The sequence below is a fragment of the Variovorax sp. KBS0712 genome, from assembly GCF_006323185.2.
Lineage (GTDB): Bacteria > Pseudomonadota > Gammaproteobacteria > Burkholderiales > Burkholderiaceae_C > Variovorax > Variovorax boronicumulans.
Genome location: NZ_VCCD02000002.1, coordinates 1679616 through 1705689 on the forward strand (window position 1 = coordinate 1679616; position 26074 = coordinate 1705689).

At 69.3% G+C, this 26074-nt stretch carries 23 protein-coding genes; 13 read left to right on the plus strand and 10 right to left on the minus strand.

Going from position 1 to position 26074, the window contains the following annotated elements; all coding sequences use genetic code 11:
* Window positions 1-17 precede the first annotated feature (17 nt).
* Entirely contained in the window at window positions 18-914 is an 897-nt protein-coding gene (locus FFI97_RS24790) for a DMT family transporter (protein ID WP_139704284.1), read from the plus strand.
* Between the two features lie 2 nt (window positions 915-916).
* On the opposite strand, the gene FFI97_RS24795 is transcribed toward FFI97_RS24790, so the two are convergent.
* From FFI97_RS24795 to FFI97_RS24805, 3 genes are read right to left on the minus strand one after another with little or no spacing between them, the layout of a single operon-like run.
* Window positions 917-1684: a GntR family transcriptional regulator gene (locus tag FFI97_RS24795; protein ID WP_172438465.1), complete on the minus strand. Its 768-nt coding sequence runs from the start codon at window positions 1682-1684 to the stop codon at window positions 917-919.
* 1 nt (window position 1685) lies between these two features.
* Window positions 1686-3455: a glycerol-3-phosphate dehydrogenase/oxidase gene (locus FFI97_RS24800; protein ID WP_139704282.1), complete on the minus strand. Its 1770-nt coding sequence runs from the start codon at window positions 3453-3455 to the stop codon at window positions 1686-1688.
* On the minus strand, window positions 3452-4939 hold the full coding sequence (locus FFI97_RS24805; protein ID WP_139704278.1) for an FGGY family carbohydrate kinase: 1488 nt from the start codon (window positions 4937-4939) through the stop codon (window positions 3452-3454). The genes FFI97_RS24800 and FFI97_RS24805 overlap by 4 nt, the downstream gene beginning before the upstream one ends.
* Before the next feature lie 180 nt (window positions 4940-5119).
* On the opposite strand from FFI97_RS24805, the gene FFI97_RS24810 reads away from it, so the two are divergent.
* From FFI97_RS24810 to FFI97_RS24865, 12 genes are all read left to right on the plus strand, one after another.
* Complete coding sequence (locus FFI97_RS24810; RefSeq protein ID WP_056584185.1) at window positions 5120-6166, plus strand: substrate-binding domain-containing protein; 1047 nt, start codon at window positions 5120-5122, stop codon at window positions 6164-6166.
* A complete protein-coding gene (locus FFI97_RS24815; protein WP_139704277.1) occupies window positions 6163-7698 on the plus strand; it encodes a sugar ABC transporter ATP-binding protein in 1536 nt (511 codons plus the stop codon). Before FFI97_RS24810 ends, FFI97_RS24815 begins: the two co-directional genes overlap by 4 nt.
* A complete protein-coding gene (locus FFI97_RS24820) occupies window positions 7695-8735 on the plus strand; it encodes an ABC transporter permease (RefSeq protein ID WP_070063424.1) in 1041 nt (346 codons plus the stop codon). The genes FFI97_RS24815 and FFI97_RS24820 overlap by 4 nt, the downstream gene beginning before the upstream one ends.
* Window positions 8732-9730, plus strand: a complete 999-nt coding sequence (locus FFI97_RS24825; RefSeq protein WP_139704275.1) for an aldo/keto reductase — start codon at window positions 8732-8734, stop codon at window positions 9728-9730. Before FFI97_RS24820 ends, FFI97_RS24825 begins: the two co-directional genes overlap by 4 nt.
* A gap of 50 nt (window positions 9731-9780) precedes the next feature.
* Window positions 9781-10632, plus strand: a complete 852-nt coding sequence (locus tag FFI97_RS24830) for a class I fructose-bisphosphate aldolase (RefSeq protein WP_070063426.1) — start codon at window positions 9781-9783, stop codon at window positions 10630-10632.
* A 211-nt stretch (window positions 10633-10843) separates the two neighbouring features.
* Entirely contained in the window at window positions 10844-15565 is a 4722-nt protein-coding gene (locus tag FFI97_RS24835) for an RICIN domain-containing protein (RefSeq protein WP_139704273.1), read from the plus strand.
* Between the two features lie 145 nt (window positions 15566-15710).
* On the plus strand, window positions 15711-15950 hold the full coding sequence (atpE, locus tag FFI97_RS24840; RefSeq protein ID WP_062476044.1) for a F0F1 ATP synthase subunit C: 240 nt from the start codon (window positions 15711-15713) through the stop codon (window positions 15948-15950).
* A 157-nt stretch (window positions 15951-16107) separates the two neighbouring features.
* Window positions 16108-17313, plus strand: coding sequence for an ABC transporter substrate-binding protein (locus FFI97_RS24845; RefSeq protein ID WP_070063428.1), 1206 nt, complete (start codon window positions 16108-16110; stop codon window positions 17311-17313).
* 16 nt (window positions 17314-17329) lie between these two features.
* Window positions 17330-18250, plus strand: coding sequence for a branched-chain amino acid ABC transporter permease (locus FFI97_RS24850; protein WP_139704271.1), 921 nt, complete (start codon window positions 17330-17332; stop codon window positions 18248-18250).
* Window positions 18247-19236, plus strand: coding sequence for a branched-chain amino acid ABC transporter permease (locus FFI97_RS24855; RefSeq protein WP_139704269.1), 990 nt, complete (start codon window positions 18247-18249; stop codon window positions 19234-19236). Before FFI97_RS24850 ends, FFI97_RS24855 begins: the two co-directional genes overlap by 4 nt.
* On the plus strand, window positions 19233-19988 hold the full coding sequence (locus FFI97_RS24860; protein ID WP_062476055.1) for an ABC transporter ATP-binding protein: 756 nt from the start codon (window positions 19233-19235) through the stop codon (window positions 19986-19988). Before FFI97_RS24855 ends, FFI97_RS24860 begins: the two co-directional genes overlap by 4 nt.
* 23 nt (window positions 19989-20011) lie before the next feature.
* Entirely contained in the window at window positions 20012-20713 is a 702-nt protein-coding gene (locus FFI97_RS24865) for an ABC transporter ATP-binding protein (protein ID WP_409574649.1), read from the plus strand.
* 22 nt (window positions 20714-20735) lie between these two features.
* Here FFI97_RS24865 and FFI97_RS24870 read toward each other — a convergent pair whose 3' ends face one another.
* The 7 genes from FFI97_RS24870 to FFI97_RS24900 form a co-directional block, all read right to left on the minus strand.
* Window positions 20736-21344 (minus strand): class I SAM-dependent methyltransferase, encoded by a 609-nt coding sequence (locus FFI97_RS24870; RefSeq protein ID WP_139704266.1) that lies wholly within the window; start codon window positions 21342-21344, stop codon window positions 20736-20738.
* 17 nt (window positions 21345-21361) lie between these two features.
* Entirely contained in the window at window positions 21362-22066 is a 705-nt protein-coding gene (locus FFI97_RS24875; RefSeq protein WP_062476065.1) for an SDR family oxidoreductase, read from the minus strand.
* 33 nt (window positions 22067-22099) lie between these two features.
* Window positions 22100-22738: an SMI1/KNR4 family protein gene (locus FFI97_RS24880; protein WP_139704264.1), complete on the minus strand. Its 639-nt coding sequence runs from the start codon at window positions 22736-22738 to the stop codon at window positions 22100-22102.
* 3 nt (window positions 22739-22741) lie between these two features.
* Window positions 22742-23350 carry a glutathione S-transferase gene (locus tag FFI97_RS24885; protein ID WP_139704262.1) on the minus strand — a complete coding sequence of 203 codons (609 nt, stop codon included), beginning with the start codon at window positions 23348-23350 and terminating at the stop codon, window positions 22742-22744.
* A 43-nt stretch (window positions 23351-23393) separates the two neighbouring features.
* A complete protein-coding gene (locus tag FFI97_RS24890; RefSeq protein WP_062476073.1) occupies window positions 23394-24308 on the minus strand; it encodes an acyl-CoA thioesterase in 915 nt (304 codons plus the stop codon).
* 95 nt (window positions 24309-24403) lie between these two features.
* The gene (locus FFI97_RS24895; protein WP_235926906.1) at window positions 24404-25099 is read right to left on the minus strand and encodes a hypothetical protein; all 696 of its coding nucleotides are present in this window, start codon (window positions 25097-25099) and stop codon (window positions 24404-24406) included.
* A gap of 205 nt (window positions 25100-25304) precedes the next feature.
* The coding region (locus tag FFI97_RS24900; RefSeq protein ID WP_260685143.1) for an amidase family protein at window positions 25305-26074 on the minus strand (770 nt) is incomplete at its 5' end.

The window sequence follows — 26074 nt, forward strand, 5'->3', positions numbered from 1 at the left end:
CGCCACAATCGCGGCCCATGCCTTCCTTCACGCCGCGCCAGTTCGTTCTTCTCGTGCTCCTCACCCTCGCGTGGGGCTTCAACTGGCCGGTGATGAAGCTCGGCGTGGCCGACTACTCGCCGCTGGCCTTCCGCGCGATTTCGATCTGGCTGGGCGTGCCCGTGCTGGCGATCGCGCTGGTGGTGATGAAGGTGCCGTTCCGCGTGCCGCGCAGCGCCTGGCCCGAGCTGGTGTGGCTGGGCGCGACCAACATGTTCGTCTGGCACGCCTGCATCATCCTCGCGGTGAAGGCGCTGTCGGGCGGGCGCGCCGCGATCCTGGGCTACACGATGCCGGTGTTCTCCGCGGTCATCGGCGCGCTGCTGTTCTCGGCCGTGCTCACGCGCCGCGCGTGGACCGGCGTGGGCGCCTGCGCCATCGGCGTCGGGCTGCTGCTGTGGCACGAGCTCACCGACTTCGCCGGCCGCCCCGGCTACGTGGCACTGGCGCTGGTGGCCGCCGCCACCTGGGCGCTGGGCACGCAGCTGCTGCGCCACACGCGCATCGGCCTGCCCACGCTCACGCTCTCGTTCTGGATGACGGCCATGACGGCCGTGGTGATGACGGTGCTGTCGCTGCTGTTCGAGCGCGACCAGTGGCGCTCGCCGGGCGCGGTGACCTGGGGATCGATCGCCTACAACGCGGTGCTGATCTTCGGCTTCGCGCACGCAGCCTGGTTCTACCTGGCGCGCGGCCTGCCGCCGGTGGCCTCGACCCTGAGCGTGATGTTCATCCCCGTGCTCGGCGTGTTCAGCGGCGCCGTGTGGCTCGGCGAGGTCGTGCACTGGCAGGACTGGGTGGCGGTGGCGCTGATGATGGTCGCCATCGCCTCGGTGCTCTTGCCTTCGCGCAGCAGCAGCAACGCGAAGGCCTGAGCTCAGGTCGTCGTCTGCACGTGCAGGCGGCTGGTCTTGCAGCGGTGCAGCGCGCGGTAGTGCTCCAGCGGCCGGCCGTTGGCGCCGTAGGCGATCGATTCGATGCGCAGCAGCGGCTCGGGCTGCGGCAGGTCGAGGAGGCGGCAGGTTTCCGCGTCGGGCAGCACGGCATCGATCCAGCGTTCGGCACGCACCAGCCGCACGCCGTACTGGCGGCGCAGCACGTCGTACAGCGAGCGGTCGTCCAGCCGCGTGCGGTGCAGGCCCGGCGCCAGGTCGGCCGGCACGGCCGTCTCGACCAGGAGGCGCAGTTCGCCGTCGACGCTGCGCAGGCGCTTGAGGCCGACCACCTGCGCGTCTTCGGTGAGGCCGAGCGCGGCGGCTTCCTGCGCGGTGGCGGCGCGCAGTTCCTGCACGAGGATCTGCGTGCGCACCGAGCGGCCCTTGCGTTCCATCTCGTCGGAAAAGCCCAGCACGGTGGAGACAAAGTCTTCGTCGCGCTCGCGCGCCGACACGAAGGCGCCGCGTCCCTTGATCTTGTAGATGAGGTTGTTGCGCACCAGGTCGGCGAGCGCCTCGCGCACCACGATGCGCGAGATGCCGAACTGCTCGCCCAGCTCGGCTTCGGACGGCAGCTTGGCGCCGATGGGCAGCACGCCCTGCAGGATCTGCAGCCGGATGGCGTCGCGGAACTGCGCCCACAGCGGCGATTCGGAGTTGCGGTCGAGCGAGGTCGTCGACACGGTGTCGGGGGCGGTGGAAAGGGTCACGTTAGGTCGGGCCGAGGACGGGGCTGGCCATCAATGATGCATCGAAAGCGGAAGGCGCCGGCTCATTGGCCGCCACCGGCTGCAGGCGCACGCCATGCCGCTCGCGCAGGGCGGCGGCGCAGGCGCTGAGTTCCTGGTGGGCGCGGGTCGCGTCCCAGCCGAGGGCTTCGGCGGCCACGGCGGCGATCTCGGCGAGCGCGTCGTCGGTGACCAGCCCGCGGATCGCCAGCAGCGTGCGGCGGATCACAAGGTCGTCCAGGTGCACGACGCCGGTCTCCATGCACAGGTACGAGAGTTCGGCCGCCGAGTACTCGGGCGCATGGCGCAGCGGCGTGTCGCCCGAGGCCGCGAGGCGCTGCGCCAGCGGCAGCGCCTTCGAGCCGTAGCGGCGCAGCAGGCCCAGCGCGCGCGCGCGGCCCAGGCCCGAGCCGGCCGTCATCTTGTCGATGAAGCGTTCGGTGGCGGCCGCGTCGGCCGGCAGCTCGGCGCCACCGCCGATGGGCAGCGACTCGGTCGAGGCGGTGCGCGAGCGGCCCAGGTGGCGCAGCACGTGGTCGGTGGCTTCTTCGGCCAGCGCGCGGAAGGTGGTCCACTTGCCGCCCACGAGGCCGACGATGGGCACGTCGCGCGTGGCGCTCGGCGGGTCGACCACCACCGAGTGGTCGCGCGAGATCTGACCCGGCTTGTCGGCGTCGGAGCGCGCCAGCGGGCGCACGCCGACGTAGGTGTAGATCACGTGGTTGCGGTCGAAGGCCATGTTCGGGAACACCTCGCGCAGCACGTCGATCAAGTAGTCGATCTCGGCCGGCTCGGTGACGATCTGGTCGGGATCTTCCACCGGGATGTCGGTGGAGCCCACCAGCACGCGGTCGAGGAAGGGGTAGACGATGCACACGCGCCCGTCCACCGCCTCGAAGTAGGCCATGCGGCCTTCGAGCGCGTCGCGCAACGCCGGGTGGTCGAGCACGAGGTGCGAGCCCTTGGTGCCCATCACGCGCGGGCCGGCGCCGCCGAGCACGGCCGCGCTGCGGTCGAGCCAGGCGCCGGTGGCGTTCACCACGGTGTCGGCCGTGACGCGCACCAGCGCGCCGGTGATCTCGTCGCGCAGCGTGAGGATGTTGCCCGCGCAGCCCGTCACGCGGCAGTAGTTGGCGGCGGCCGAGCGCGGCTGGTCGCGGCAGGCGTCGCCGATGAGCTCAAGGATCAGCCACTCGGGATGGCTGATCCAGGCGTCGAAGAAGGTTGCGGTCCAGCGGATCGCGGCGCGGAACAGGCGGCGGTCGTTGGTGGGCACGCGGCTGATGCGGTGACCCGGCATCACGCGCTGGCGCCGGCCCAGCAGGTCGTACAGACGCAGGCCCGCGGCCACGGCCAGCAGGCCGCGCGTGCGCTGCGGCGGCGTGCGTCCGAAGAACTTGAGCGCGCTGCTCAGCAGGCCGCCGAAGAAGCTCGACAGCGGCACCACCGTCTTCAGCGGCTGCACCAGGTGCGGCGCATTGCGCAGCAGCAGGTTGCGCTCGCGCGTGGCCTCGGCCACCAACGAGAAGCTGCCGTTTTCGAGGTAGCGCAGGCCGCCGTGGATCATGCGCGAGGGCGCACTGCTGGCGCCCGCGCCGAAGTCGCCCTTGTCGACGATGAGGCAATCGACGCGCTGCAGCGACAGGTCGCGGAACACGCCCACGCCGTTGATGCCGGCGCCGACGATCACCGTCGAAAAGTGGCGGCCCTCAAGAGAGGCTGGGCGGACAAAAGGCAGTTGCCACGCGCTCATGACGCACCGCCCGACAGATGGTTGAAGACAGGAGACATGCGATCGATCAGTTCGTTGAATTCGGCGTTGAAATCGGCATGGGCCCGCGCGTCGCGCGCGTCGGGTTCGATGAGTTCGCAGGGCGCGCGCAGCGGGCTGGCAGGCCCCGCGTCGTCGAGGTCCTGCGACATCGCGGCATAGAGGGCAGCGCCGCGCGCGCCGGTTTCGTCGTCGGCGCAGCGCTCGACCGGGTGGCCCAGCAGTGCCGCGAGCAGGCGCACCAGCCGTGCATCGCTGGCACCGCCGCCCAGCACGCTGGAGGCCGACACCGGCAGGCCCTGCGACGCCAGGCGTGCGGTGTGGCGCGCATGCAGCGCGGCCACGGCATCGACCACGGCGCGCGCCATGTCGGCCGGCGTGTGGTGGCTCTTGAGCCCGACGAAGCCGGCCGTGATGCCGCCCCCGCCGTTGATGAAGGGCAGGAAGCGCAGCCCGTTCGCGCCGAGCGGCACGCCCATGGCCAGGTCGACCACGGCGCGCGCATCGGGCAGCCCGAGCGCGCCGGCCAGCCACGCGATGTTGGCCATCGACGAGGGGCTGTTCTCCATGTACAGGCGCTCGCGCGTGCGGCCGAAGTTGACGAGCGCGGCGACCTCGGGCTGCGGTTCGATCACCGGACCGATGACCGCATTGACGCACCACGTGCCCAGCACCGACACGGCGCGGCCGCGGTCTTCGGCGCCGATGGCGGTCATCGAGGCGAGCAGGTCGATGGCGCCCATCGCCACCGGAATGCCGGCGGGCAGGCCGCACAGCGCCGCCTCGGCCGCGCGCAGCCGGCCCATGGTCTGGCCGCTGGGCACCAGCGGGCCGAAGGCACGCGGCCCGAGGCCGTCGATGCCCGCGACCTCGAAGGCGAGGTTCGACCAGTCGCCGGTGGCCAGCGAGAGCAGGCCGGCGGTGCTGGCGTCGCTCGCGTCGGTGGCGATTTCGCCGGTCAGCAGGAAGCCGAGGTAGTCCTTGGCGAACAGCAGGCGGTGCAGTTCGCCGCGCTGCACGGCGTCGGCGCCGAGCAGCTGGGCCGCGATCACCGTGGGCTGGCCGGGCCAGGGGCGGCAGCCCACGTCGGCGAACAGCCGGTCGCCGTGGCGTGCCGAGAGGGCGAGTGCGCGCGCATCGGCGCGCTGGTCGGTGGAGGCGACGGCGCGGCCGCCGACGAGTTCGTTGTGTGCATCGAGCGCGTACAGGCCCGCCCCGTGGCCGGTGCAGCCGATGGCGCACACGTCCGCCGCGCGCGGGCCGAGCTGGCGCGCCACGTCGCCGAGCACGTGGGTCAGCCCCGCGCGGATCGCCGCCGCGCCCACCTCGCACCCGCCGCCGGGCAGCCGCGCATGCCGCAGGGGCAGGCGCGACACGGCCAGGCTGCGCCCGCTCCCCGCGTCCAGGGCCAGCGCCTTCAGGCTGCTCGAGCCCATGTCGATGCCGATCAGTATTTTGGTCTTCATGTCATAACAGCTTCGGCGGAAAAAAAGGCTGTCACCAGTAGCGTTTCCCCTAGTTATCGGGAGAAACGGCCCGCCATTACATTCTAGCCTGTCATAACAACTGTCGTGACACCACGGTCCACAGGTCCGCCACGCAACGGCGGGCCGAAAGCTCTGCCAGTCAACGTGAGGAGACAAAGAATGAGGCGTAATTTCCTGAAGTCCGCGGCCGCCGCCGGTATCGGCCTGGCCGGTGCGAGCGCGTTCGCGCAACAGCAAGCCGCAGCCCCCGCGGCGGGTGCCGGCCTGCGCGGCAATGCCAGCGACGTCTACGTGATGAACGTGATGGTCTCGGGCGTCGAGTACTGGTTCCCGGTCTACGAAATGATGAAGCAGCTCGGCCGCACGCTGGGCGTTCGCACCCGCTACACCGGCACGCCGGAGTACGACGTGAACAAGCAGCTCGCTTCGTTCGAACAGGAACTGGCGCGCAAGCCCGCCGGCATCCTGCTGCACCCGATGAACCCCGATCCGTTCATCGAACCCATCAACCGCGCCGCCGCGATGGGCATCCCGGTCGTGACCTTCGCGGCCGACTCGCCCAACTCCAAGCGCACCTCGTTCATCACCTCCGACAACGACCGCGAAGGCAACCAGGCCGCCGACGCCATCGCCGCCTCGCTGAACGGCAAGGGCGAGTACGCCGTGCTCGAGAACCCGGGCCAGGACAACCACGACCGCCGCATCGCCGCCTTCGTCAACCGCATGAAGGCCAAGCACCCCGGCATGAAGCTGGTCGGCCGCGCCGCCAGCAACCAGGACCCGAACAAGGCCTACCAGGCCGTGCTGAGCCTGGCGCAGGCCAACCCGAACCTGGGCGCGCTGTTCATGCCCGAGGCCAACTCGGCGCTCGGCGCAGCGCAGGCCAAGGTCGAGACCAAGAAGAACATCAAGGTGATGTGCTGCGACGTCAACGCCAAGATCCTGGACATGATCAAGTCGGGCGACGTGTTCGGTGCCATCAACCCGAACCAGGGCATGCAGGGCTACATGGGCATGATGATGCTGTTCCTGGCCAAGAACCCCGGCCTCATCGATCCGATGAACGACGCCAAGCGCAACGGCACGAACCCGATGTCGGTGCCCTTCCTGGACAACGGCCTGGCCGTGGTCAGCAAGGCCAACGCCGACGACTTCTACTGGGACAAGTACCTCGCCCGCCGTGGCACCAAGGGAATCGGCGAGTGAGCACCCCTGCCGCATTGCTTGAACTGCGCGGCATCGCGAAGCGCTTCGGCGCTTCGCGCGCGCTCTCGGGCGTGGACTTCTCGCTGCAGGCCGGCGAGATCCACGCCCTGTGCGGCGAGAACGGCGCGGGGAAGTCGACGCTGATGAACATCATCGACGGCATCCACCAGCCCGACGAAGGCGAGATCGTGCTGTGCGGCCAGAAGGTCGTCATCGACGGCCCCGCCCACGCCATGCGCCTGGGCATCGGCCTGGTGCACCAGGAAATCGCCCTGTGCGCCGACGCCACCGTGGCCGAGAACATCTTCATGCCGGAAATCAACGCCGGCAAGCAGGCGTGGATGAACTTCTCCGCCTTGAACACGCGCGCCGCAAAAGTGCTGGCGCGCCTGGGCCAGGACATCGACCCGGCCGCGCTGGTGCGCGACCTGAGCATTTCGAGCCAGCAGCTGGTGGAGATCGCCAAGGCGCTCACGCTCGACTGCAAGGTGCTCATCCTCGACGAGCCCACCGCCGCCCTCACCGACAACGAATCGGCCGCGCTCTTTCGCGTGCTGCACGACCTCAAGGCGCAGGGCATCGGCATCATCTACATCAGCCATCGCATGGCCGAGATCTTCACGCACTGCGACCGCGCCACCGTGCTGCGCGACGGGCGCAACGTGCACAGCGGCCCGCTCGAAGGCATGACGCCCGACGAGCTGGTGCGCCGCATGGTCGGGCGCGACCTGGGCAACTACTACCCGCCCAAGCAATCCGGCGCCGCCACCGATGCGAACGCCGGTCCCGTGCTCGAAGTCGACAACATTGCCGACGACGACCGCGTGCATGGCATCTCCTTCACGCTGAAGCGTGGCGAGATCCTCGGCATCGCCGGCCTCATGGGCGCCGGACGCAGCGAGCTGGCCGAGACCGTGTGCGGCCTGCGCCCCGCGCGACGCGGCGAAGTACGCCTGAACGGCAAGACGCTCGCCATCCGCAAGTACAGCGACGCGCTGCGCGAAGGCATCGCCTACCTCAGCGAAGACCGCAAGGCGGCCGGCGTGTTCCTCGACCTGCCGATTGCACAGAACATCTCGTCGATGGCGCTGCGCCGCGTGAGCTCGGCCCTGGGCCTGCTGCAGCGCGCCACCGAGCACCGGCTCGCGGTGCAGCTGGGCGCCAAGCTCAACCTGAAGTCGGACGGCGTGGCGATCGAGGTGTCGAGCCTGTCGGGCGGCAACCAGCAGAAGGTGGCGATCGCCAAGCTGCTGGCCACGCAGCCCGCGGTGCTGCTGATGGACGAGCCCACGCGCGGCGTGGACGTGGGCGCGAAATCCGAGATCCACCACATCCTGCGCGACCTGGCCGACCAGGGCGTGGGCGTGGTGGTGATCTCTTCCGAACTGCCCGAGATCATCGGCCTGTGCGACCGCGCACTGGTGATCCGCGAAGGGCGATTGGCGGGCGAACTGGCCCATGACGAGATGACGGAGGAAGCCCTGCTGCGGCTGGCCTCCGGACTTTGCGAACCCGAAGAGGCAATGGCATGAACTTTCCGACCAGAATCGACGCAGGCGCCGCGGCCACGGCCACGGCCGGCTCCCTGCAACCCCGCCGAACAGGAGACCCCGTGAAGCAGGCCAACAAGCTCACGAGCATGCGCGAGGCCGGGCTGGTGCTGATCATCGTGGCGCTGTGCGTCGCGATGAGCTTCGCATCGCCCTACTTCCTCACCTGGGACAACGTGCGCGCGATGCTGCTGTCCTTCTCCATCGAAGGCATCGTGGTGGTGGGCATGACCATCCTGCTCATCGTCGGCGGCATCGACCTGTCGGTGGGCTCGGTGGTGTGCTTCGCGATGGTGGTGACCGGCAAGCTCTTTCTCATGGGCATGGACCCGTGGCTCGCGAGCCTGGTGGCCATCGGCGCCAGCGGCCTCATCGGCGCCATGATCGGCGGCTGCGTCACGCGCATCGGGCTGAACCACTTCATCGCCTCGCTGGCCTTCATGGTGATCGTGCGCGGCCTGTGCCTGGCGCTCACGCAGGGCACGCCGCAGTCGCTGTTCTCGCTGCCAGCCGAGTTCAAGTTCATCGGCCAGGGCACGCTGTTCGGCGTGCCGGCCGTGATCCTGATCTTCCTGGCCATCGTGATCGTGAGCGACTTCGTGCTGCGCCGCTCCACCCTGCTGCGCCGCGTGTTCTACACCGGCAGCAACGAGAAGGCCGCGCTGTACGCCGGCATCCGCGTGGGCCGCGTGAAGTTCTGGGTCACGGTGCTGTGCTCCGCCTCGGCGGGCCTGGCCGGCGTGATCTACACGGCGCGCTTCGGCGCTGCCACGCCGACCTTCGGCATGGGCATGGAACTCAACGTGATTGCCGCGGCCGTGATCGGCGGCGCCAGCCTCAAGGGCGGCTCGGGCACCGTGCTCGGCGCCGTGCTCGGCCTGGCCCTGCTGTCGGTGGTGACCAGCTCGCTGATCCTGCTCGACGTGTCGCCTTACTGGCAGGACGTGATCAAGGGCTTGATCCTGCTCGCGGCCGTGACCATCGACCACATCCTGAACACCCGAAAGACCAAGCGATGAGCAGCGCAACGCAGATGAAGAAAACCACCCTGGGCCCCTCGGGCATCGAAAGCTCGGCCATCGGCCTGGGCACCTGGGCCATGGGCGGATGGATGTGGGGCGGCGGCGACAACGCAGCCGCCGTGATCGCCATCCAGGCCTCGCTCGATGCGGGCGTGACCCTGATCGACACCGCACCGGCCTACGGCCTGGGCCGCTCCGAGAGCATCGTCGGCACCGCGCTCAAGGGCCGCCGCCACGAGGCCGTGATCGCCACCAAGTGCGGCCTGGTGTGGCACACGCAGCAGGGCACGCACTTCTTCGAGGAAGACGGCCACCCGGTGTACCGCTACCTCGGTCGCGACTCGATCTTCCATGAATGCGAAGAGAGCCTGAAGCGCCTGCAGACCGACTACATCGACCTGTACATCACGCACTGGCAGGACCACACGACGCCCGTGGCCGAGACCATGGACGCGCTGCTGGCGCTCAAGAAGCAGGGAAAGATCCGCGCCATCGGCGTGAGCAACGCGACGCCCGAGATTCTTTCGGAGTACCTGAAGCACGGGCCGGTCGATGCAGCGCAGGAGCTCTACAGCCTCATCGACCGCGGCATCGAGACCACGCTGGCGCCGCTGTGCGCCGAGCACAACGTGGCGGTGCTGGGCTACTCGTCGCTGGCGCTGGGCCTGCTGGCCGGGCCCATCGACCCCGCGCGCGAGTTCAAGGGCGACGACCAGCGCGCCACCAACCCGCGTTTCAGCGAAGCCAACCGCGCCAAGCTGAAGGCCTTCTTCGACACGCTGGAGCCGCTGCGCACGCACCTGGGCTGCTCCTTCGGCCAGATGATGATCGCCTGGACCGTGGCCCGCGGCACCGTCTCGGTGGCGCTGTGCGGTGCGCGCGTGCGCCAGCAGGCCATTGAAAACGCCGGCGCCGGTGCGGTCGTGCTCGATGGCGAGGCCCTGCAGCTGATCGACGCTGCAGCCAAGCGCCACCTGGACGCGCTCGCCTGAGCGCGCGCATTTCTTCCCTTCCTTTTTCCTCAACACGGAGTTCTTCCTTCATGTCGAAAGACAAGACCGCGCGGCTCAACCGCCTGCTGCACAACGGCCGCTGCCTGGACATCGCCCTGGACCACGGCGTGTGCAACGAACCCACCTTCCTGGACGGCCTGGAGGACATGCCCGGCGTGATCGACAAGCTCGTGGCTGCCAAGCCCGACGCGATCCAGCTGAACTACGGGCAGTCCGACCTGCTGCAGGACCGGCCCGGGCGCGACCGCCCCGCGCTGGTGATGCGCCTGGACATGGGCAACCCTTACAACGCCGTGCACCACCGCGTGATGTGGGCCGTGCTGCAGAACCAGGACGACCCGGTGCTGCCCGCCGTGCAGCGGGACGCGGCCTGCGTGGTCGTCAACCTGTTCATGCTGCCCGACGAGCCCGACCTGTTCCGCCAGTGCGTGCAGAACATCGCCCGCGTGCGCGCCGACTGCGACCGCTACGGCATGCCGCTCATGATCGAGCCGCTCGTGATGCAGGCGCCCACGGCCACCAGCCGCTACATGGTGGACGGCGACGCCGAAAAAATCGTCACGCTCACGCGCCTGGCGCGCGAGATGGGCGCCGACATCGTCAAGGCCGACCCCACCACCGACGCCACCGACTTCCACCGCGTGGTGCAGGCCGCGCGCTGCCCCGTGCTCGTGCGCGGCGGCGGGCGCGAAGACCTGCAGCAGGTGTTCGCGCGCTCGCGCGTGCTCCTGGACCAGGGTGCCGTCGGCATGGTGTACGGCCGCAACGTCTACCAGCACGCCAACCCCTCGGCGGTGGTGAGCGCACTGATGGCCATGATCCACGACGGTGCCAGCGCCGAAGCGGCCTGGAACCTCTACGAATCGGGCGGCGTGAAGTAACAGCGCCCAGGCGCTGACGTCTTCCACCCGGAAGGCGCCGGCGCCAACCAGCGGGAGAGCAAGACAGAAGAAGAAGTGGACGGCGGACAACGCATGCGTTGTCCGCCGGGGGCGCGCCTGCGCGTGCGCTTTCCCTGCAAGCGACCGAGTGACTCGAGAGAACCAAGGACAAGAGGGTTCCCTGCGAACTTCAAACAACCTGGAGGCGACGATGAAGATCCGGTATTTCCTGATGGCGTTCCTGGTGCCGTGCGTCACATTGCTGACGCATGCGGCAATCACCGGGGTCAGTCCGATGACGACCCTCAACAAGATGGCCACGGCGGCTGCCGCTGTCGTGGCCGACCCGCTCCCGCTGCAGGGGCCGGGCCTGGGCAACCTCACCTACACCTCGGCGGAACTGTTCAAGCCGGTGTCGATGATCACCAGCGCCGCGCACCCGCTCGACCCGGCGCACAGCGACGCCTACGAGGCGCGCGACGTGCCCGCCACCTACCCGGGCCGCAAGGACTACGGCATGAACGCCGGCATCATGGTCAACGGCTACTTCCTCACCTCCTTCGCGCCGGACAGCGGCCTCGGCCCGGGCGGCTTCCTGCTGTACGACGTGTCGAACCCGCGCCAGATCAGGCTCGTCAAGAAGATCTACGAGCCCGATGACGCGACAGGCGGCCGCACCAAGGAATTCCGCGAAACGCACTCCTTCGGCACCGCGAAGATCGGCGGCAAGACCTACGTCGTGCTGCCCAGCATCAACGGCGTCGAGTTCTGGGACTTCACCGACATCAACGACATCAAGCAGGTGAAGAAGCTGGCGCTGCCCGGCGTCAACTCGGGCGACTACGAGAACGTGTCCTGGCAGCTGTGGTGGCAGGCGCCCTACCTGTACGTGGCCTCGGCCGGCCGGGGCATGTTCATCGTCGACGCGACGGACCCCGCGAACGCGGTGGTCGCCAACCGCGGCGCCGGCAAGCCCAACCCGGTGCCCACCGGCGAACTCGGCGGCTTCCGGCTCGGCCCGATCTTCACGATGGGCAACCACATGGTGCTGACCGCGATGGAAAGCAACGGCGGTTTCGCGAGCCTGGACATCTCCGACCCGCTCAACCCCAAGGTGCTCGATTCCATCGCCGGCGCCACGCCGTTCTATTACGCGACCTGCTTCGACGGCAAGAGCGTGCACGCCTCCGCGCGCGGCAGCGGCGCCAAGATGTACAGCTACGACCTGAGCGACCGCTCGCGCTTCGTGGCCGAGGACAACCGGCTCGTCATCGACGAACAGCTGTACTGCGCCACGCAGGACAACTACGTCATTCAAGGCGCGCAGACCCGCATCCACAAGGTCGACGTGAGCAACCCACTCAACCACGTGGAGGTGGGCCGCGGCAGCATCCTGCGCGAGGACGACCCGAACTTCTCGCACTCGGACAACGGCCAGGTCGCGATGTTCGGCAACCTCGTCTTCGTGGGCAACGACCACGGCTCGGGCAGCGGCTTCGTCGTGCACGCGGTGGACCCCGACACCACCAAGCCCGAAGTGAAGCAGGTCTCGCCCGCCAACGGTGCGAAGCAGCAGGCCCTCAGCTCGCGCATCGGCCTGGGCATGACCGACAACATCCTGCCCGAGAGCGTGAACAGCAACACCTTCATCGTGCGTCCGGTGGGCGGCAACACGCTGGCGGGCACCTACAGCGTGCAGCTGGGCATCGTCAACTTCCATCCCGCGCAGCCGCTGCTGCCGGGCACCAGCTATGAGGTGTTCCTGCCGGCCAACGGCGTGAAGGACTATGCGGGCAACGCCATCGGCGCCGACTACCGCTCCACCTTCAACACCGGCAACGCCAGCGACATCAACCTGATGCACCACTGGCCGCTGACGGGCAACCTGGGCGACCAGATCGGCGCCAACAACGGCACGCCCGCCACCGGCGACGCGTTCGAGAGCATCGGCCTGAACTTCGCGAACCGCACCGCCGGCGTGCCGCTGAAGAACGACACCGTGGCCAGCGCGCTGGGCGGCACGGCCTCGCTGAGCTTCTACATGAAGACCACGCAGGCCGGCGCTGCCAACTCGTGGACCGCGCCCGGCATCTTCGGTCGCGACCAGTCGGGCGGCACCGACGACGTGTTCTGGGGCTGGCTGGACACCGGCGGGCGCATCAAGCTCTCGGTGGGCAACGACGGCGGCACTGCCTCCACCGCGGCCGTGAACGACGGCAACTGGCACCACGTGGTGCTCACGCGCGACGCGGCCTCGGGCGCGCAGGCGGTGTACGTCGACGGCGTGAAGACCACCTCGACCGGGCCGACCGGCACCAAGGGCCTGTCGACCAAGTTCCAGGTCATGGGCCAGATCCAGGGCAACACCGCGCTCTTCAAGGGCACGCTGGCCGAGGTGCGCGTGTACGGCCGCGTGCTCGGCCAGGCCGAGGTGGACACGCTGCGCGGCCAGGCCATCATCGGCGACCCGGGCCTGGGCGGCGGGCCCAAGCTGGTCAACGGCCAGCTGAGCTTCAACCCCGCGACGCTCGGCGCCAGCGGCGTGCAGTTCCGCTGGAACTTCGGCAACGGCACGCAGACGGCGTTCTCGAACCAGCCCAACGCCAGCTACACCTACACCACCCCCGGCCACTACACGGTGACCCTGACGGTGAAGGACAGCAGCGGCCGCGAGACCTACTACACCTACAACGTGACCGTCATCGCGCCGGTCACCGCGACCGCGCCCACGCACACGACCAACATCGCGGGCGATGCGAGCCGGGTGTACTCGGTGAACCCCGACAGCGGCACGGTGGCCGCCATCGACGCGCAGACCCTCGCCAAGCTGTGGGAAGTGCGCGTCGGCGATGAAGCCAAGACGCTGGCCGTGGGCCCCGACGGCCGCATCTGGGTCGCGGTGCAGGGCGAGGACAAGCTGGTGGCGCTCAACGCCGCCGACGGCTCGCAGTCGGTGTCGATCCCGCTGGCCTACGGCAGCGGCCCCTACGGCGTGGCCTTCACGCCCAACGGCGCCAAGGGCCTGCTCACGCTGGAAAGCAAGTCGGTGCTCATGAGCTTCGACCCGAGCAACGGCGCCACCACCGGCGCGCTGGCGCTCGAGGGCGGCGTGCGCGGCATCGCCGTGAGCGCCGACTCGCAGGTGGCCTACGTCACGCGCTTCAAGTCGAAGATGACGGGCGGCCAGCTGCACAAGGTCAACCTGCAGTCGCTGACCGCGCTGCAGACCATCCCGCTGCCGGTGGACACCACGACCGTCGACACCGAGAGCCGCGCGCGCGGCGTGGCCAACTACCTGAGCCAGGTGGTGATCTCGCCCGACGGCTCACGCGCCGTGCTGCCTTCGAAGAAGGACAACATCGTGCGCGGGCGCTTCCGCGACGGCAAGGACCTGCCGCACGACCAGACGGTGCGCTCCATCCTGTCGCAGGTGAACCTGCAAAGCGCCGCCGAGGTGTTCTCCGAGCAGATCGACTTCGACGACCGCGCCCCCGCGCGCGCCGCGCTGTATTCGCCCGCCGGCGACTACCTGTTCGTGGCGCAGATGGAAGGCAACCGCGTCGCCATCGTCGACAGTTACACCCGCGCGATTCGCGGCGAGATCAACGCCAGCAGCGCCCCGCACGGCCTGTACCTCGATGCGGCGCGCAAGCGGTTGTTCGTGAACAACTTCCTGGCGCGCTCGGTGTCGGTGCACGACGTGGCGAAGGTGCTGTCGGCCGAGACCAACGCGGCGATCTTCCTGCAGAACGTGGCCACCGTGGCGCAGGAGCCGATGGCGGCCGCGGCGCTGCGCGGCAAGCAGGTGTTCTACAACGCGGCCGACCGGCGCATGAGCAAAGACAACTACATCTCCTGCGCCAGTTGCCACGCGGACGGCGGCGACGACGGCATGGTGTGGGACTTCACCCAGCGCGGCGAAGGCCTGCGCCGCACCATCAGCCTGCAGGGGCGGCGCGGCACCAGCCACGGCAAGCTGCACTGGACGGCCAACTTCGACGAGGTGCAGGACTTCGAGAACGACATCCGCAACGAGTTCGGCGGCACCGGCTTCCTGAGCAACGCCGACTGGGCCGCCACGCAGGCCCCGCTGGGCGCTCCGAAGGCCGGCAAGAGCGCGCAGCTGGACGACCTGGCCGTGTACCTGGGATCGCTCAACAAGTACATGCGCAGTCCGGCCCGCGCCGCGGACGGCAGCCTGAGCGTGGACGCGGTGCGCGGACAGACCGTGTTCAACACGGCCCAGTGCGCCACCTGCCACACGGGCGCCACCTTCCGCGACGGCCTGCGGCACGACGTGGGCACCATCCAGGCCTCGTCGGGCAAGGGCAGCAACCAGCCGCTGGCGGGCGTGGGCTTCGACACGCCGACCCTGTCGGGCACCTGGAACACCACCGCGTTCTTCCACAACGGCCAGGCGGCCACGCTGCAGGACCTGCTCGCGGGCGGCCACGGCAACGCCTCCAGCCTGCCGGCGAACGATGTGGTGGCGCTGCGCGAGTACGTGCGCTCGCAGGACACCGCCCCGGCGGTGGTCACGCGGCTGCGCTCCGACCTCAACCCGACGATGTGCGTGAACATCAAGGGGGCCTCGACCACCAGCGGCGCGACGGCGGTGCAGTGGCCGTGCGGCAACGCGGGCAACGAGAAGTTCACGATGACGCCCGTCACCGGCGGCTACGTGCAGTTCATCGCCGAGCACAGCGGGCTGTGCCTGGCGCAGAACGGCACGGCGACCACGAACGCGGCCGTGGTGCAGGTGGCCTGCTCGTCGGGCAACACGGCGCAGTGGAGCCTGGTGGGCGGCACGGTGCGCAACCGCGCCTCGGGCTCCTGCCTGGACGTGCCGAACGGCTCGACCACGCAGGACACGGCGCTGATCACCTGGACCTGCAACGGCGGCAACAACCAGAACTGGACGCAGCTGCCGTAAGCACCCCGCTTCGCGCCTGAGCCCAGGCCGGCCGTTTCGACGGCCGGCCTTTTTTTCGTCTGGCGCATGACCTCCCGCGTCATGGATTCGATGCACCCGTTCTGGAACAGTGGGTCCATCGATTCACCAACCAGGAGAAAAAACCATGACCGGCTTCAACATCCTCCCGCTCGCCGTCGCCCTGCTGATCGGCATTGCCGCACTGGGGTCGTGCATCGGCATCGCGCTGGTGGGCCAGAAGTTCCTCGAAGGCACGACGCGCCAGCCCGAGCTGGTCGACACGCTGCAGACCAAGTTCTTCCTGGTCGCAGGCGTGACCGACGGCGCCTTCATCATCGCGACCGGCATCGGCCTCTGGTTCGCCACTGCAAGTCCGTTCGGTTGACGTTTGCGTAACCTTTCGCGAGGGTCCGGCACGGCGAAGGCGACACGGTTCACTGGCACCATTCGTGCTAGTACCGTTGACACCGAATTGTTTACGGCTAAAGTATTTAACTATCAACAGTTCAGTTGTCTCAACCCTTCCCTAGCCGGAGAACCCGATGCGCCCCACGTTCCTGAAATCGCCCGCGCTGCCGCGCACCCTGATCTCGCTGCTGCTGTGCGGCGCCGCCCTCGGGGCCTCGGTGTCGGCCGTGGCCGCGCCGGTCAAGGTAGGTTTGGCCCTTGACATCTCGGGGCCTTTCGCGGCCCTGGGCGCCGAGGCGCGTGACGGCTTCGCGCTCGGCATCAAGCAGCTGAACGGCAAGCTCGGCGGGCAGGACGTGGAGTTCGTGCAGGCCGACATGGCCGGCAGCCCCGACCAGGCCAAGCAGCTGGTCGACCGCATGATCCAGCGCGACAAGATCGACATCTTCAGCGGCCCCATCGGCTCCAACGTGGCGCTGGCCGTGGGCCCGACGCTGTTCAACGCCAAGGTGCCCTACCTCTCGGCCAACGCCGGCCCGAGCCAGTTCGCCGGCGCGCAGTGCAGCCCCTACTTCTTCGGCACCGCCTACCAGAACGACCAGTTCCACGAGGCCGCCGGCAAGTTCGCGCAGGACCGCGCGTTCAAGAAGATCGTGCTCATCGCCCCCAACTACCCGGCCGGCAAGGATGCGCTGGGCGGCTTCAAGCGCCAGTTCAAGGGCCAGGTGGCCGACGAGCTGTACACCAAGCTGGGCCAGATCGACTACGCCGCCGAACTCGCGCAGCTGCGCGCGGCCAAGCCCGACTCGATCTACTTCTTCCTGCCCGGCGCGATGGGCATCAACTTCATCAAGCAGTTCGTGGGCGCAGGCTTGTCGAAGGACATCACGCTGGTCACCAGCGGCTTCTCGGCCGACGAGGACGTGATCGGCGCCGTGGGCGAGCCGATGCTCGGCCTGTTCAACACCTCGCACTGGGCGCACGACCTGGACAACGCCGCCAACAAGGCCTTCGTGGCCGCCTTCCGCAAGGAATACAACGGCCGCTACCCGTCGGTGTACGCCGCGCAGGCCTATGACGCGATCCTCGCGATGGACGCCGCCGTGAAGCAATCGGGCGGCAACGCGCAGAACCGCGACGCCGTGGTCGCCGCCCTGAAGAAGGCCAACTACGCCTCGACGCGCGGCACCTTCAAGTACGCGAACAACCACTTCCCCATCGAGAACTTCTACCTGCGCGTGATCGGCAAGGACGCGCAAGGCAAGGTGACGAACAAGCTGATCAACACCGTGCTGACAAGCTACGGCGACAGCTACGCCAGCAAGTGCGCAATGAAGTGATGCGGCTCGTCTTTCCATGAGCGGCATCCTCGTCCTCGAGCAATTGCTCAACGGCATCGGCTACGGCCTGATGCTCTTTCTTCTGGCGGCGGGCCTCACGCTGGTGTTCGGCATCATGGACGTGCTGAACCTGGCGCACGGCTCGCTGTTCATGGCCGGCGCGTATGTGGCAGCCGAGGCGCACACGCGCACCGGCTCGTTCGCCGCCGCCATCGTGGTGGCGGTGCTCGTCACCGTGGTCGTGGCGCTGCTCATCGAGGTGCTGCTGATGCGCCGCCTCTACAAGCGCGACCACCTGGCGCAGGTGCTCGCCACCTTCGGCGTGATCCTGGTGGCCGACGACATCGTCAAGATGATCTGGGGCCCCTCGCCCGTGATGGCCCCCACGCCGGCCGCGCTCTCGGGCCCGGTCGAGCTGATGGACGGCCTGCCCTACCCCTCGTACCGACTCGTGATCCTCGCGGGTGGCGTGCTGATGGCGCTGGCGCTGTACGTGCTGGTGAACCACACGCGCATCGGCATGCGGGTGCGCGCAGGCGCGTCCGACCGGCCGATGGCCGAGCTGATGGGCGTGCGCGTGGGCCGCATCTTCAACGGCGTGTTCCTGCTCGGCGCGGCGCTGGCCGCACTGGCCGGCGCGCTCATGGGCCCGATCGTCGCGGTGCAGGTGGGCATGGGCGAAGCCATCCTGATCCCGGCGCTGGTGGTGCTGGTGATCGGCGGCATCGGCTCGGTGCGCGGCGCCTTCGTGGCCGCGCTGCTGGTCGGCGTGGTCGACACCATCGGCCGCGCCTTCGTGCCGATGCTGCTGCGCGCCACGCTGCCGCCCGCCACGGCGGCCGACCTGGGGCCGCTGTTCGCCGAGGTGGCGATGTACGCGCTCATGGTCGTCGTCCTGATCTTCCGGCCCTCGGGCCTTTTCTCCGCCCGCGCATGAAACCCTCGTCACGCACCTTCGGCCTCGGGCTGCTCCTCGTGGCGCTCGCGGCCTTTCCGCTGGTCGCGCCGCTGTTCGGGCTCGACTTCTACATCGGCTTCGTGCGGCGCGTGCTCGTCGTCGCGCTGGCCGCCGCGAGCCTGAACTTCATCCTCGGCTTCGGCGGCATGGTGGCGCTCGGGCACGCGGGCTTCATCGGCATGGGCGCCTACACGGTGGTGGCGCTCAGCGACGCCGGCGTGATGTCGGCCTGGATCCTGTGGCCGCTGGCCGCGCTGGTGGCCGGCCTTGTCGCCGCGCTGATCGGCACGGTGGCGCTGCGCACGCGCGGCGTGTACTTCATCATGACCACGCTGGCCTTCGCGCAGATGCTGTACTTCGTCGTCGTGTCACTGCGCAAGTACGGCGGCGACGACGGCTACACGCTGATGTCGCGTCCCACGCTGCTGCCGGGCCTCGACCTCGGCAACGAGTCGACCTTCTATTGGGTGGTGCTCGTGGTGGTCGCGCTCGCGCTGTGGTGGCTGCACCGCGCCACGCAGGCGCGCTTCGGCCATGCGCTGATGGGCATCCGCGACAACGAGACGCGCATGCGCGCGCTGGGCTACCCGGTGTTCCGGCTGCAGCTCGTGGCCTTTGCCATCGCGGGCGCGATCGCCGGGCTGGCCGGCGCGCTGCTGGCCGGCGGCAATGGCTTCGTGAGCCCGGCCACGATGCACTGGACGCAGTCGGCCACGCTGGTGGTGATGGTCGTCATCGGCGGCCTGGGCCGCAGCTGGGGCGGGCCGGTCGGCGCCGTGGTCTGGCTGGTGCTGGAGGAAGCGCTCAAGCAGCACACCGAGCACTGGCACATGCCGCTGGGCCTGCTGCTGATCGCCGTCGCCCTTTGGACCCCGCGCGGCCTGGCCGCACTGTCGACGAAACGCCGCACGGTCGCAGCAGCAGCGGCTTCCGCTGCAACTGCCGCAGGGAGCGCCAAGCCATGAGCCTGTTCAGAATCGAAGGGTTGGTCAAGCGCTTCGGCGGCCTGCTGGCGACCGACCATGTGAGCCTCACGGTGGAGCGCGGCGAGGTGCATGCGCTCATCGGTCCCAACGGCGCGGGCAAGACCACGCTGGTGAACCTCATCACCGGCCTGCTGGAGGCCGACGCGGGCCGGCTGATGCTCGACGGGCAGGACATCACGGCCTACAAGGACCACCAGCGCGTGGCCGCCGGCATGTCGCGCTGCTTCCAGGTGACGCGCGTGTTCGCGAAGGAAACGGTGCACGACAACCTGATGCTCGCGGCGCAGGCCCATGCAGGGAGCAGCCTGCGTTTCCTGGCACCGCGTGCGAACGAACGCGACCTGGTCGACCGCGCCCACGCGCTGGCCGACCGCGTGGGCCTGGGCAGCGAGCGCCACCGCATCGCGGGCACGCTGCCGCACGGCGCGCAGCGCGCGCTCGACGTGGCACTGGCGCTGGCCGCCGAACCCAAGCTGCTGCTGCTCGACGAGCCGATGGCCGGCATGGGCCCCGACGAATCGGCGCGCATGGTCGATCTCATCGAATCGCTGCGCGAATCGATGGCCATCCTGCTCATCGAGCACGACATGGACGCCGTGTTCCGCCTCGCCAACCGGCTCACGGTGCTGGTGCAGGGCAAGGTGCTGATGAGCGGCACGGCCGACGAAGTTCGGGGCCACCCCGATGTGCAAGCCGTGTACCTCGGCACCGAAGCGGAAGGACACGCATGAGCACCACGACCACAAAATCCACCCTGCTCGAGGCCACCGCCATCGAAGCCGGCTACGGCGCCAGCCAGGTGCTGTTCGGCGTCGACGTGCGCGTCGGTGCGGGCGAAGTGATGGCGCTGCTGGGCCGCAACGGCATGGGCAAGAGCACGCTGCTGAAGGTGCTGACCGGCACGATCGCGCCGATGCGCGGCGGCGTGCAGTTCTGCGGCGCGGCCATCGGCGGCCACCGGCCCGACGCCATCGCGCGACGCGGCATGGCCATCGTGCCCGAGGGGCGCCACGTGTTCCCCAACCTCAGCGTGGACGAGCACCTGCGCGCCTTCGCACGGCCCCGGCCCGGCAGCGCGCCGCGTTGGACCGTGGAGGCGCTGTACAAGCTCTTTCCGCGCCTGTCGGAACGCAAGGCCAACGCGGGCAACCAGCTCTCGGGCGGCGAGCAGCAGATGCTGGCCATTGCGCGCGCACTGTCGACACACCCGCGCCTGCTGATCCTCGACGAAGCCACCGAAGGCCTGGCCCCGGTGATCCGCGAGGAGATCTGGCACTGCATCGCCACGCTGAAGTCGGAGGGCGAGGCGATCCTGGTGGTCGACAAGTACGTGCAGCGCCTGCTGCCGCTGGCCGACCGCCACGTGATCCTCGAACGCGGACGCGTGGTGTGGCAGGGCGACTCGGCCGCGCTCGACGCCGACCGGTCGCTGTGGACGCGCTACCTGGGCGTGTGAGCCGGCGTTCGTCCGCTCGCTGCTAGCGCGGACGGCACGCCAGGAAGTTGGCCCACGTCACGTCGTCGCGGCCGATCCACTGGCTGTCCCATTGCAGGTGAAGGCCCGCCGCCGCCAGCGCTTCGGCGAACGCGTCTTTCGACCAATACACGGTCTGGTAGTCGCCGAGGGTCTCGCCTTCGCCGATGCGCATGGCCGCGAGGAAAACCCCGCCGGGCGCGAGCGCGTCGAACACCTTGCGCAGCACCGATGCGATCTGCGCGCGATCGACATGGATCAGCACGCACATCGCGAGGATCGCGTCGTAAGGCCCGCCCAGCGCATCCGTGACGACGTTGAGCAGCTCGCCCTTCTTGCCGCGCTCGGCCTGCAGATCGAGAAACGCCTGGACCGCATCGGTGCGCCTCACGACCCCGCCCAGGGATTCGACGAAGTCGGCGTCCTGCCCCGACCCGGAACCGATCTCGAGCACGCTGCCGCCGGCGGGCACGCGCTGCATCATGCGGCGCACCGCCTCCTCGATCTCGGGCGGCCGGTGGCCCGCCACGATCGCGTTGTAGTCGCGCGCGGACGCTTCGTAGGACGCAAGGGTGCGGTCCATGTGCTCGTGCACCGGGGTGGGGGCGGTCATGGGCGCCTCTGCCGGGTTCAGACCGAGCGCGTGATGCCGCCGTCCACGCGCAGGTTCTGCCCGGTGATGTAGCCCGCGCCCTCGGAGGCCAGGAAGCCGATGGTGGCGGCGATCTCGGCGCTGCGGCCGTAGCGGCCCATCGGGATGCGTTCGCGGAACACGTCCTTCTCGGGCAGGCTGTCGATGAAGCCGGGCAGCACGTTGTTCATGCGCACGTTGTGCTTCGCGTACTGGTCGGCGAAGAGCTTGGTGAAGGCCGCGAGGCCGGCGCGGAACACGCCCGAGGTCGGGAACACCGGGTCGGGCTCGAAGGCGGCAAAGGTCGAGATGTTGATGATCGCGCCGCCGCCCTGCTTCACCATGTGCGGCGCCACGAGGCGCGCGGGGCGCACGGCGCTCAGGAAGTAGACGTCCATGCCGCGGTGCCAGTCGTCGTCGCTGATCTCCAGGATCGGCGCGCGCGGGCCGTGGCCGGCGCTGTTCACGAGCACGTCGATGCGGCCCCATTCGGCGATGACCTTGTCCACGAGGCGCTGGATGTCGTCGTTCGACTGGTTGGAGCCGGTGACGCCGAGGCCGCCGAGTTCCTGCGCCAGCGCCTCGCCCTTGCCCGACGAGGACAGGATGGCGACGCGAAAGCCGTCGTCCGCGAGCTTGCGCGCCGCCGCGGCGCCCATGCCGCTGCCGCCGGCGGTGACGATGGCTACTTTCTGATCTGACATGGTGGGTTCCTCCTTCGGATGAAACCCCGTAGCCTACCCCTCGATGTCCCAGCGCGCTTTCACGGGGAAAGGCGCGCTGTCCTGCAGGGTGAAGCGCTTCAGGTCTTCCTCGAACTCGGCCTGCGGCATCAGCGAGGGCACCTGCTCGGGCCTGGCGCGCGGGCCCGTCTTGAAGGGCCGCGACACCAGCGGCTGCCGGCTCAGCGCCTGCAGGTAGGCGGCGGTTTCCGTGTCGTCCATGAAAGCCGTGACGGTGGCCACGTCGGCCGCGATGCGCTCGGCCATCTCGGGCTCGGACAGGTCCCAGTCGCTGAGGTAGCTCAGGTCGACGAAGGCTTCCAGGAATTTCGCGCAGACGAAATCGGCGAACGAGCCGTGGCCGACGCTGCTTTCCTCGTCGTCGTGCCACACGAAGGCCACGCCCACGGCGCCGCCATCCAGCGGCACGAGGCAGTAGGCGTCGCCCGCGCCCGATTGCGCAAAGGGCAGGAAGCGACGGCCGTCCTGCCACTTGGCGTCGAGCCACTCGTCGAGGTCGTTGGCCGCCTGCTCGGCGTCCAGCCACTCGAAGTCGGGGAAGCCGACCAGATCAGGCGGCCCGCTGGCGAGGAGCTGTTGCAGCAGCGGGGGAATTTCGATGCCGGTGCGGCGCGAGAGATCGTCGAACGTCATCGCTCAGGCCGTCGGCAACGTGGCCTGCATCGACGGCCGGTGGTTGAACACGGCGAACCACTTCGCGCTGTTCGGCGCCTGGGCGCGCCAGTCCACCGAGGGAAAGCGGAAGTCCATGTAGCCCAGCGCGCAGCCGAAGGCGATGGTGCCGATGTCGACGCGATCGCCGAACGACGGCGCCGCCGCTTCCAGCCATTCGAGGCCGGTGCGCACCTTGTCGAGCTGGCCGTCGGTCCAGTCGCTCCAGCGCAGCGCCTCGGGCCGCAGCATGGTCTCGTAGCGCGCGAGCAGCGCGGCGCCGGTCATGCCGTCGGCCAATGACAGCTCGGTCAGGCGCGCCCAGCGCGCAGGCCCGGTGGCCGGGAACAGGCCGCCAGTGTGCACGGTGTCGAGGTACTCGCAGATCACGCGGCTGTCGAACAGCGCCTGGCCGTCGTCGGTGAGAAAGGTCGGCACCTGGCCCAGCGGGTTGGTCGGCAGGATGCGGGCGTCGCGCTTCACCGGGCCGGCCGCGCTGGGCAGCTTCTCGATGCGGTCGGCCACGCCCAGCTCGTGGGCCACGACCATGCACTTGCGCACGAAGGGAGACGCGGGAGAGAAGAAGATCTTCATGGCCGGAGTGATCGAGTAGGTGTTGAAAAAGGAGGCAGGCCGTTCAGCCCGTGATCGGCGTGCGCGGCGATCCCGGCTTGCGGATGCGCAGCATGCCCTCTTGCGCCGCCGAAGCCACGAGGCGGCCGTCGCGCGTGTAGAGGCTGCCGCGGCACAGGCCGCGCGCGCCGCCCGCGCTGGGCGAGTCGACCACGTAGAGCAGCCAGTCGTCGAAGCGGAAATCGCGGTGGAACCACATCGCGTGGTCCAGGCTGGCGGGGCGCACCTGGCCGCTCATGAAGCTCAGGCCGTGCGGCAGCATCGCGGCGCGCAGCAGGCCGTGGTCGGAGGCATAGGCCAGCAGCGCGCGGTGCACCGTCAGGTCGTCAGGCAGCGGCGCGATGGCGCGCATCCAGATGGCGCTCTGGTTCTCGGTGGGGCGCACCTCGGGCCGCAGCAGGTCTTCGGGGTCGACGCGCCGGTACTCGATGCCGTGCGGCTGGATGGCCTTGGAGCGCCAGGGCTCGGGCAGGCGGTCGCCGAGCGCGATGCGCTGGTCGAGTTCGCTGGTCAGGCCCTCGGGGCCTTCGACCGCAGGCATGGGGAACTGGTGCTCGACGCCCTCGTCCACGGTCTGGAACGAGGCCGACATCTCGAAAATGATGCGGTCCTGCTGGCGCGCCACCACATGGCGCGTGGTGAAGCTGCGGCCGTCGCGCACGCGGTCGACGCTGTACTCGATGGGCGCGTGCTCGCCGGGCAGCAGGAAGTAGGCGTGCATCGAATGCACCGGGCGCTCGGCGCCCACCGTGAGGCTGGCGGCCATGAGCGACTGGCCGAGCACCTGGCCGCCGAAGACGGCGGGCGTGCCGATGTCCTCGCTCTGGGCCAGGAAGCGGTCGCCGCCCAGCGGTTCGAGCTGCATGAGGGCGACGAGGTCGGCAACGAGGCGGGCGGCAAGGACGGGTTCGGGGGTCATCGGGGGAAGGGATTCGGCGCAGAAAAGCAATCCACGACGATAGCAAAGGCCGGGCCCGCGCGCTGTCGCGGCCCGGTCAGCGGCGCCCGGCGGGCCTACTTGAAGAAGCAGATGTCCAGCATCAGGCGCAGGCTGCAGCCGTGGTCAGTGCCGCCGTCCACCATGCGCACCGGCACACCGCCCAGCAGCATCGCGCCGTCGGCGCCGTACGCCAGCGGCGAACGCGCGGCCTGGGTGAAGGGGCCGCTGAGCGTTTCCTGCTCGACGTACTTCAGGTACTGGCGCCGCGAGAAATCGACCGTGTCGGCCGACTTCAGCGCCACCGCCGCGTAGCGCTTGCCGTAGACCGTGCCGAAGTAGCGCAGCACCGGCCCGGTGCGGTCGCCGTACTTCACCTCGGCCTTCGCGAAGCCGGTCTGGACGAGGAAGTTGCGGTCTTCGGGGGTCAGGTCGGCGTCGAAGGCCATCAGCACGTACTGGCCTTCGAAGCTCTGGTTGCGCGCCACCTTCAGTTCGCCGATGAGCGCGGGCGTGACTTTGGTGCGGCCGTCCCAGCGCAGCAGCGCGGCCACGGACGGGTCGCCGTCGAACACGTAGTGGTAGTTCTCGCCGGCGATGGCGACCTTGCGGCCGTCCTTGGCCGCCACGAAGCTCAGCACGCGGTCCTTGCCGTGGACGGGGTCGCCCTCGGGGGTGCTGGCGCAGCCCACCTGCAGCAGGCCGAAGGCGGCGCAGGCCAGCGCCAGGAAGAGCCGACGCGCGGGGGTCGACAGCGAAGAAGAAAGAGGCACGGTGTGTCCGGGGTTCGAGTTCATCCAGCCCCGGACTCTAGCGCCGCGCCGCGCTCAGAAGGTGTGAATGAATCCGGCGTGGCCGAGCAGCCTGCCCAGGCGCGCCCCCTCAAGGCGCAAAGCGCAGCCATAGCCGGGCTATGGCGAGCATTTGCAACGCAGAGGGGGTGTGTCTGGGCGGGATGAGCGGGCATGGCGGGTTCGTTCACACCTTCTCTGGCCAGGGCTTCTGGGCGTCGCGAATCTGTTCGAAGGCGCGGCTGAACTGCAGCACGCCCAGGTCGTCGAAGCGGCGGCCGGCCACCTGCAGGCCGATGGGCAGGCCTTCGGTCGAGTAGCCGCAGTTGACCGACGCAGCAGGCTGCTCCGACATGTTGTAAGGCACCGTGAAGCCGATGTGTTCCAGCGGCCGCATCGGGTCGTTGGTGGGCGAGGCATGGTCCGCGGGCGCGGGCATGTTGGGCGACACCGGCGAGATCACGAAGTCGTAGGCCTTGGTGGCGGCGACCGTGGCCGCGCGCGTGGCGACGAACTGGCTGTAGCCGTCGAAGACGTGCGCACCCGAGAAACCGGCGGCGCTCTCGGCCCACTCGCGGATGTACGGCAGGATCTTCGCGCGCTGCTCGGCGCTCATGGCCTGCATGTCCAGGCACGAGCGCATGCGCCAGAAGTGGTCCATGCCCTGCAGCATCTGCGGCGTCATGAAGGCGGGGATTTCCTCGACGTGCGCGCCGGCGGCCTCGATGCGCCTGGCGGCATCGCGCACGGCCTGCGCGATCTGCGGATCGAGCGGCAGGCCGCAGCCGGCGTCCATGTGCAGCGCCACGCGCTTGCCCTTGAGGAACGACGGATCGACCTCGAAGGCGTTCCAGTCGATCACGGGCGGCGGCAGTTCCGAATAGTCGCGGTCGTCGGGCTGCGCGACCGAAGCCATCATCAGCGCCGCATCGGCCACGGTGCGCGTCATCGGGCCGG

Bases quoted from the DNA above. Each gene is read 5' to 3' on its own strand.
- FFI97_RS24790 (WP_139704284.1), top strand. From the start codon at position 18: ATGCCTTCCTTCACGCCGCGCCAGTTCGTTCTTCTCGTGCTCCTCACC.
- FFI97_RS24800 (WP_139704282.1), bottom strand. From the start codon at position 3,455: ATGAGCGCGTGGCAACTGCCTTTTGTCCGCCCAGCCTCTCTTGAGGGC.
- FFI97_RS24805 (WP_139704278.1), bottom strand. From the start codon at position 4,939: ATGAAGACCAAAATACTGATCGGCATCGACATGGGCTCGAGCAGCCTG.
- FFI97_RS24810 (WP_056584185.1), top strand. From the start codon at position 5,120: ATGAGGCGTAATTTCCTGAAGTCCGCGGCCGCCGCCGGTATCGGCCTG.
- FFI97_RS24820 (WP_070063424.1), top strand. From the start codon at position 7,695: ATGAACTTTCCGACCAGAATCGACGCAGGCGCCGCGGCCACGGCCACG.
- FFI97_RS24825 (WP_139704275.1), top strand. From the start codon at position 8,732: ATGAGCAGCGCAACGCAGATGAAGAAAACCACCCTGGGCCCCTCGGGC.
- FFI97_RS24830 (WP_070063426.1), top strand. From the start codon at position 9,781: ATGTCGAAAGACAAGACCGCGCGGCTCAACCGCCTGCTGCACAACGGC.
- FFI97_RS24835 (WP_139704273.1), top strand. From the start codon at position 10,844: ATGAAGATCCGGTATTTCCTGATGGCGTTCCTGGTGCCGTGCGTCACA.
- atpE (WP_062476044.1), top strand. From the start codon at position 15,711: ATGACCGGCTTCAACATCCTCCCGCTCGCCGTCGCCCTGCTGATCGGC.
- FFI97_RS24845 (WP_070063428.1), top strand. From the start codon at position 16,108: ATGCGCCCCACGTTCCTGAAATCGCCCGCGCTGCCGCGCACCCTGATC.
- FFI97_RS24850 (WP_139704271.1), top strand. From the start codon at position 17,330: ATGAGCGGCATCCTCGTCCTCGAGCAATTGCTCAACGGCATCGGCTAC.
- FFI97_RS24855 (WP_139704269.1), top strand. From the start codon at position 18,247: ATGAAACCCTCGTCACGCACCTTCGGCCTCGGGCTGCTCCTCGTGGCG.
- FFI97_RS24860 (WP_062476055.1), top strand. From the start codon at position 19,233: ATGAGCCTGTTCAGAATCGAAGGGTTGGTCAAGCGCTTCGGCGGCCTG.
- FFI97_RS24870 (WP_139704266.1), bottom strand. From the start codon at position 21,344: ATGACCGCCCCCACCCCGGTGCACGAGCACATGGACCGCACCCTTGCG.
- FFI97_RS24875 (WP_062476065.1), bottom strand. From the start codon at position 22,066: ATGTCAGATCAGAAAGTAGCCATCGTCACCGCCGGCGGCAGCGGCATG.
- FFI97_RS24880 (WP_139704264.1), bottom strand. From the start codon at position 22,738: ATGACGTTCGACGATCTCTCGCGCCGCACCGGCATCGAAATTCCCCCG.
- FFI97_RS24885 (WP_139704262.1), bottom strand. From the start codon at position 23,350: ATGAAGATCTTCTTCTCTCCCGCGTCTCCCTTCGTGCGCAAGTGCATG.
- FFI97_RS24890 (WP_062476073.1), bottom strand. From the start codon at position 24,308: ATGACCCCCGAACCCGTCCTTGCCGCCCGCCTCGTTGCCGACCTCGTC.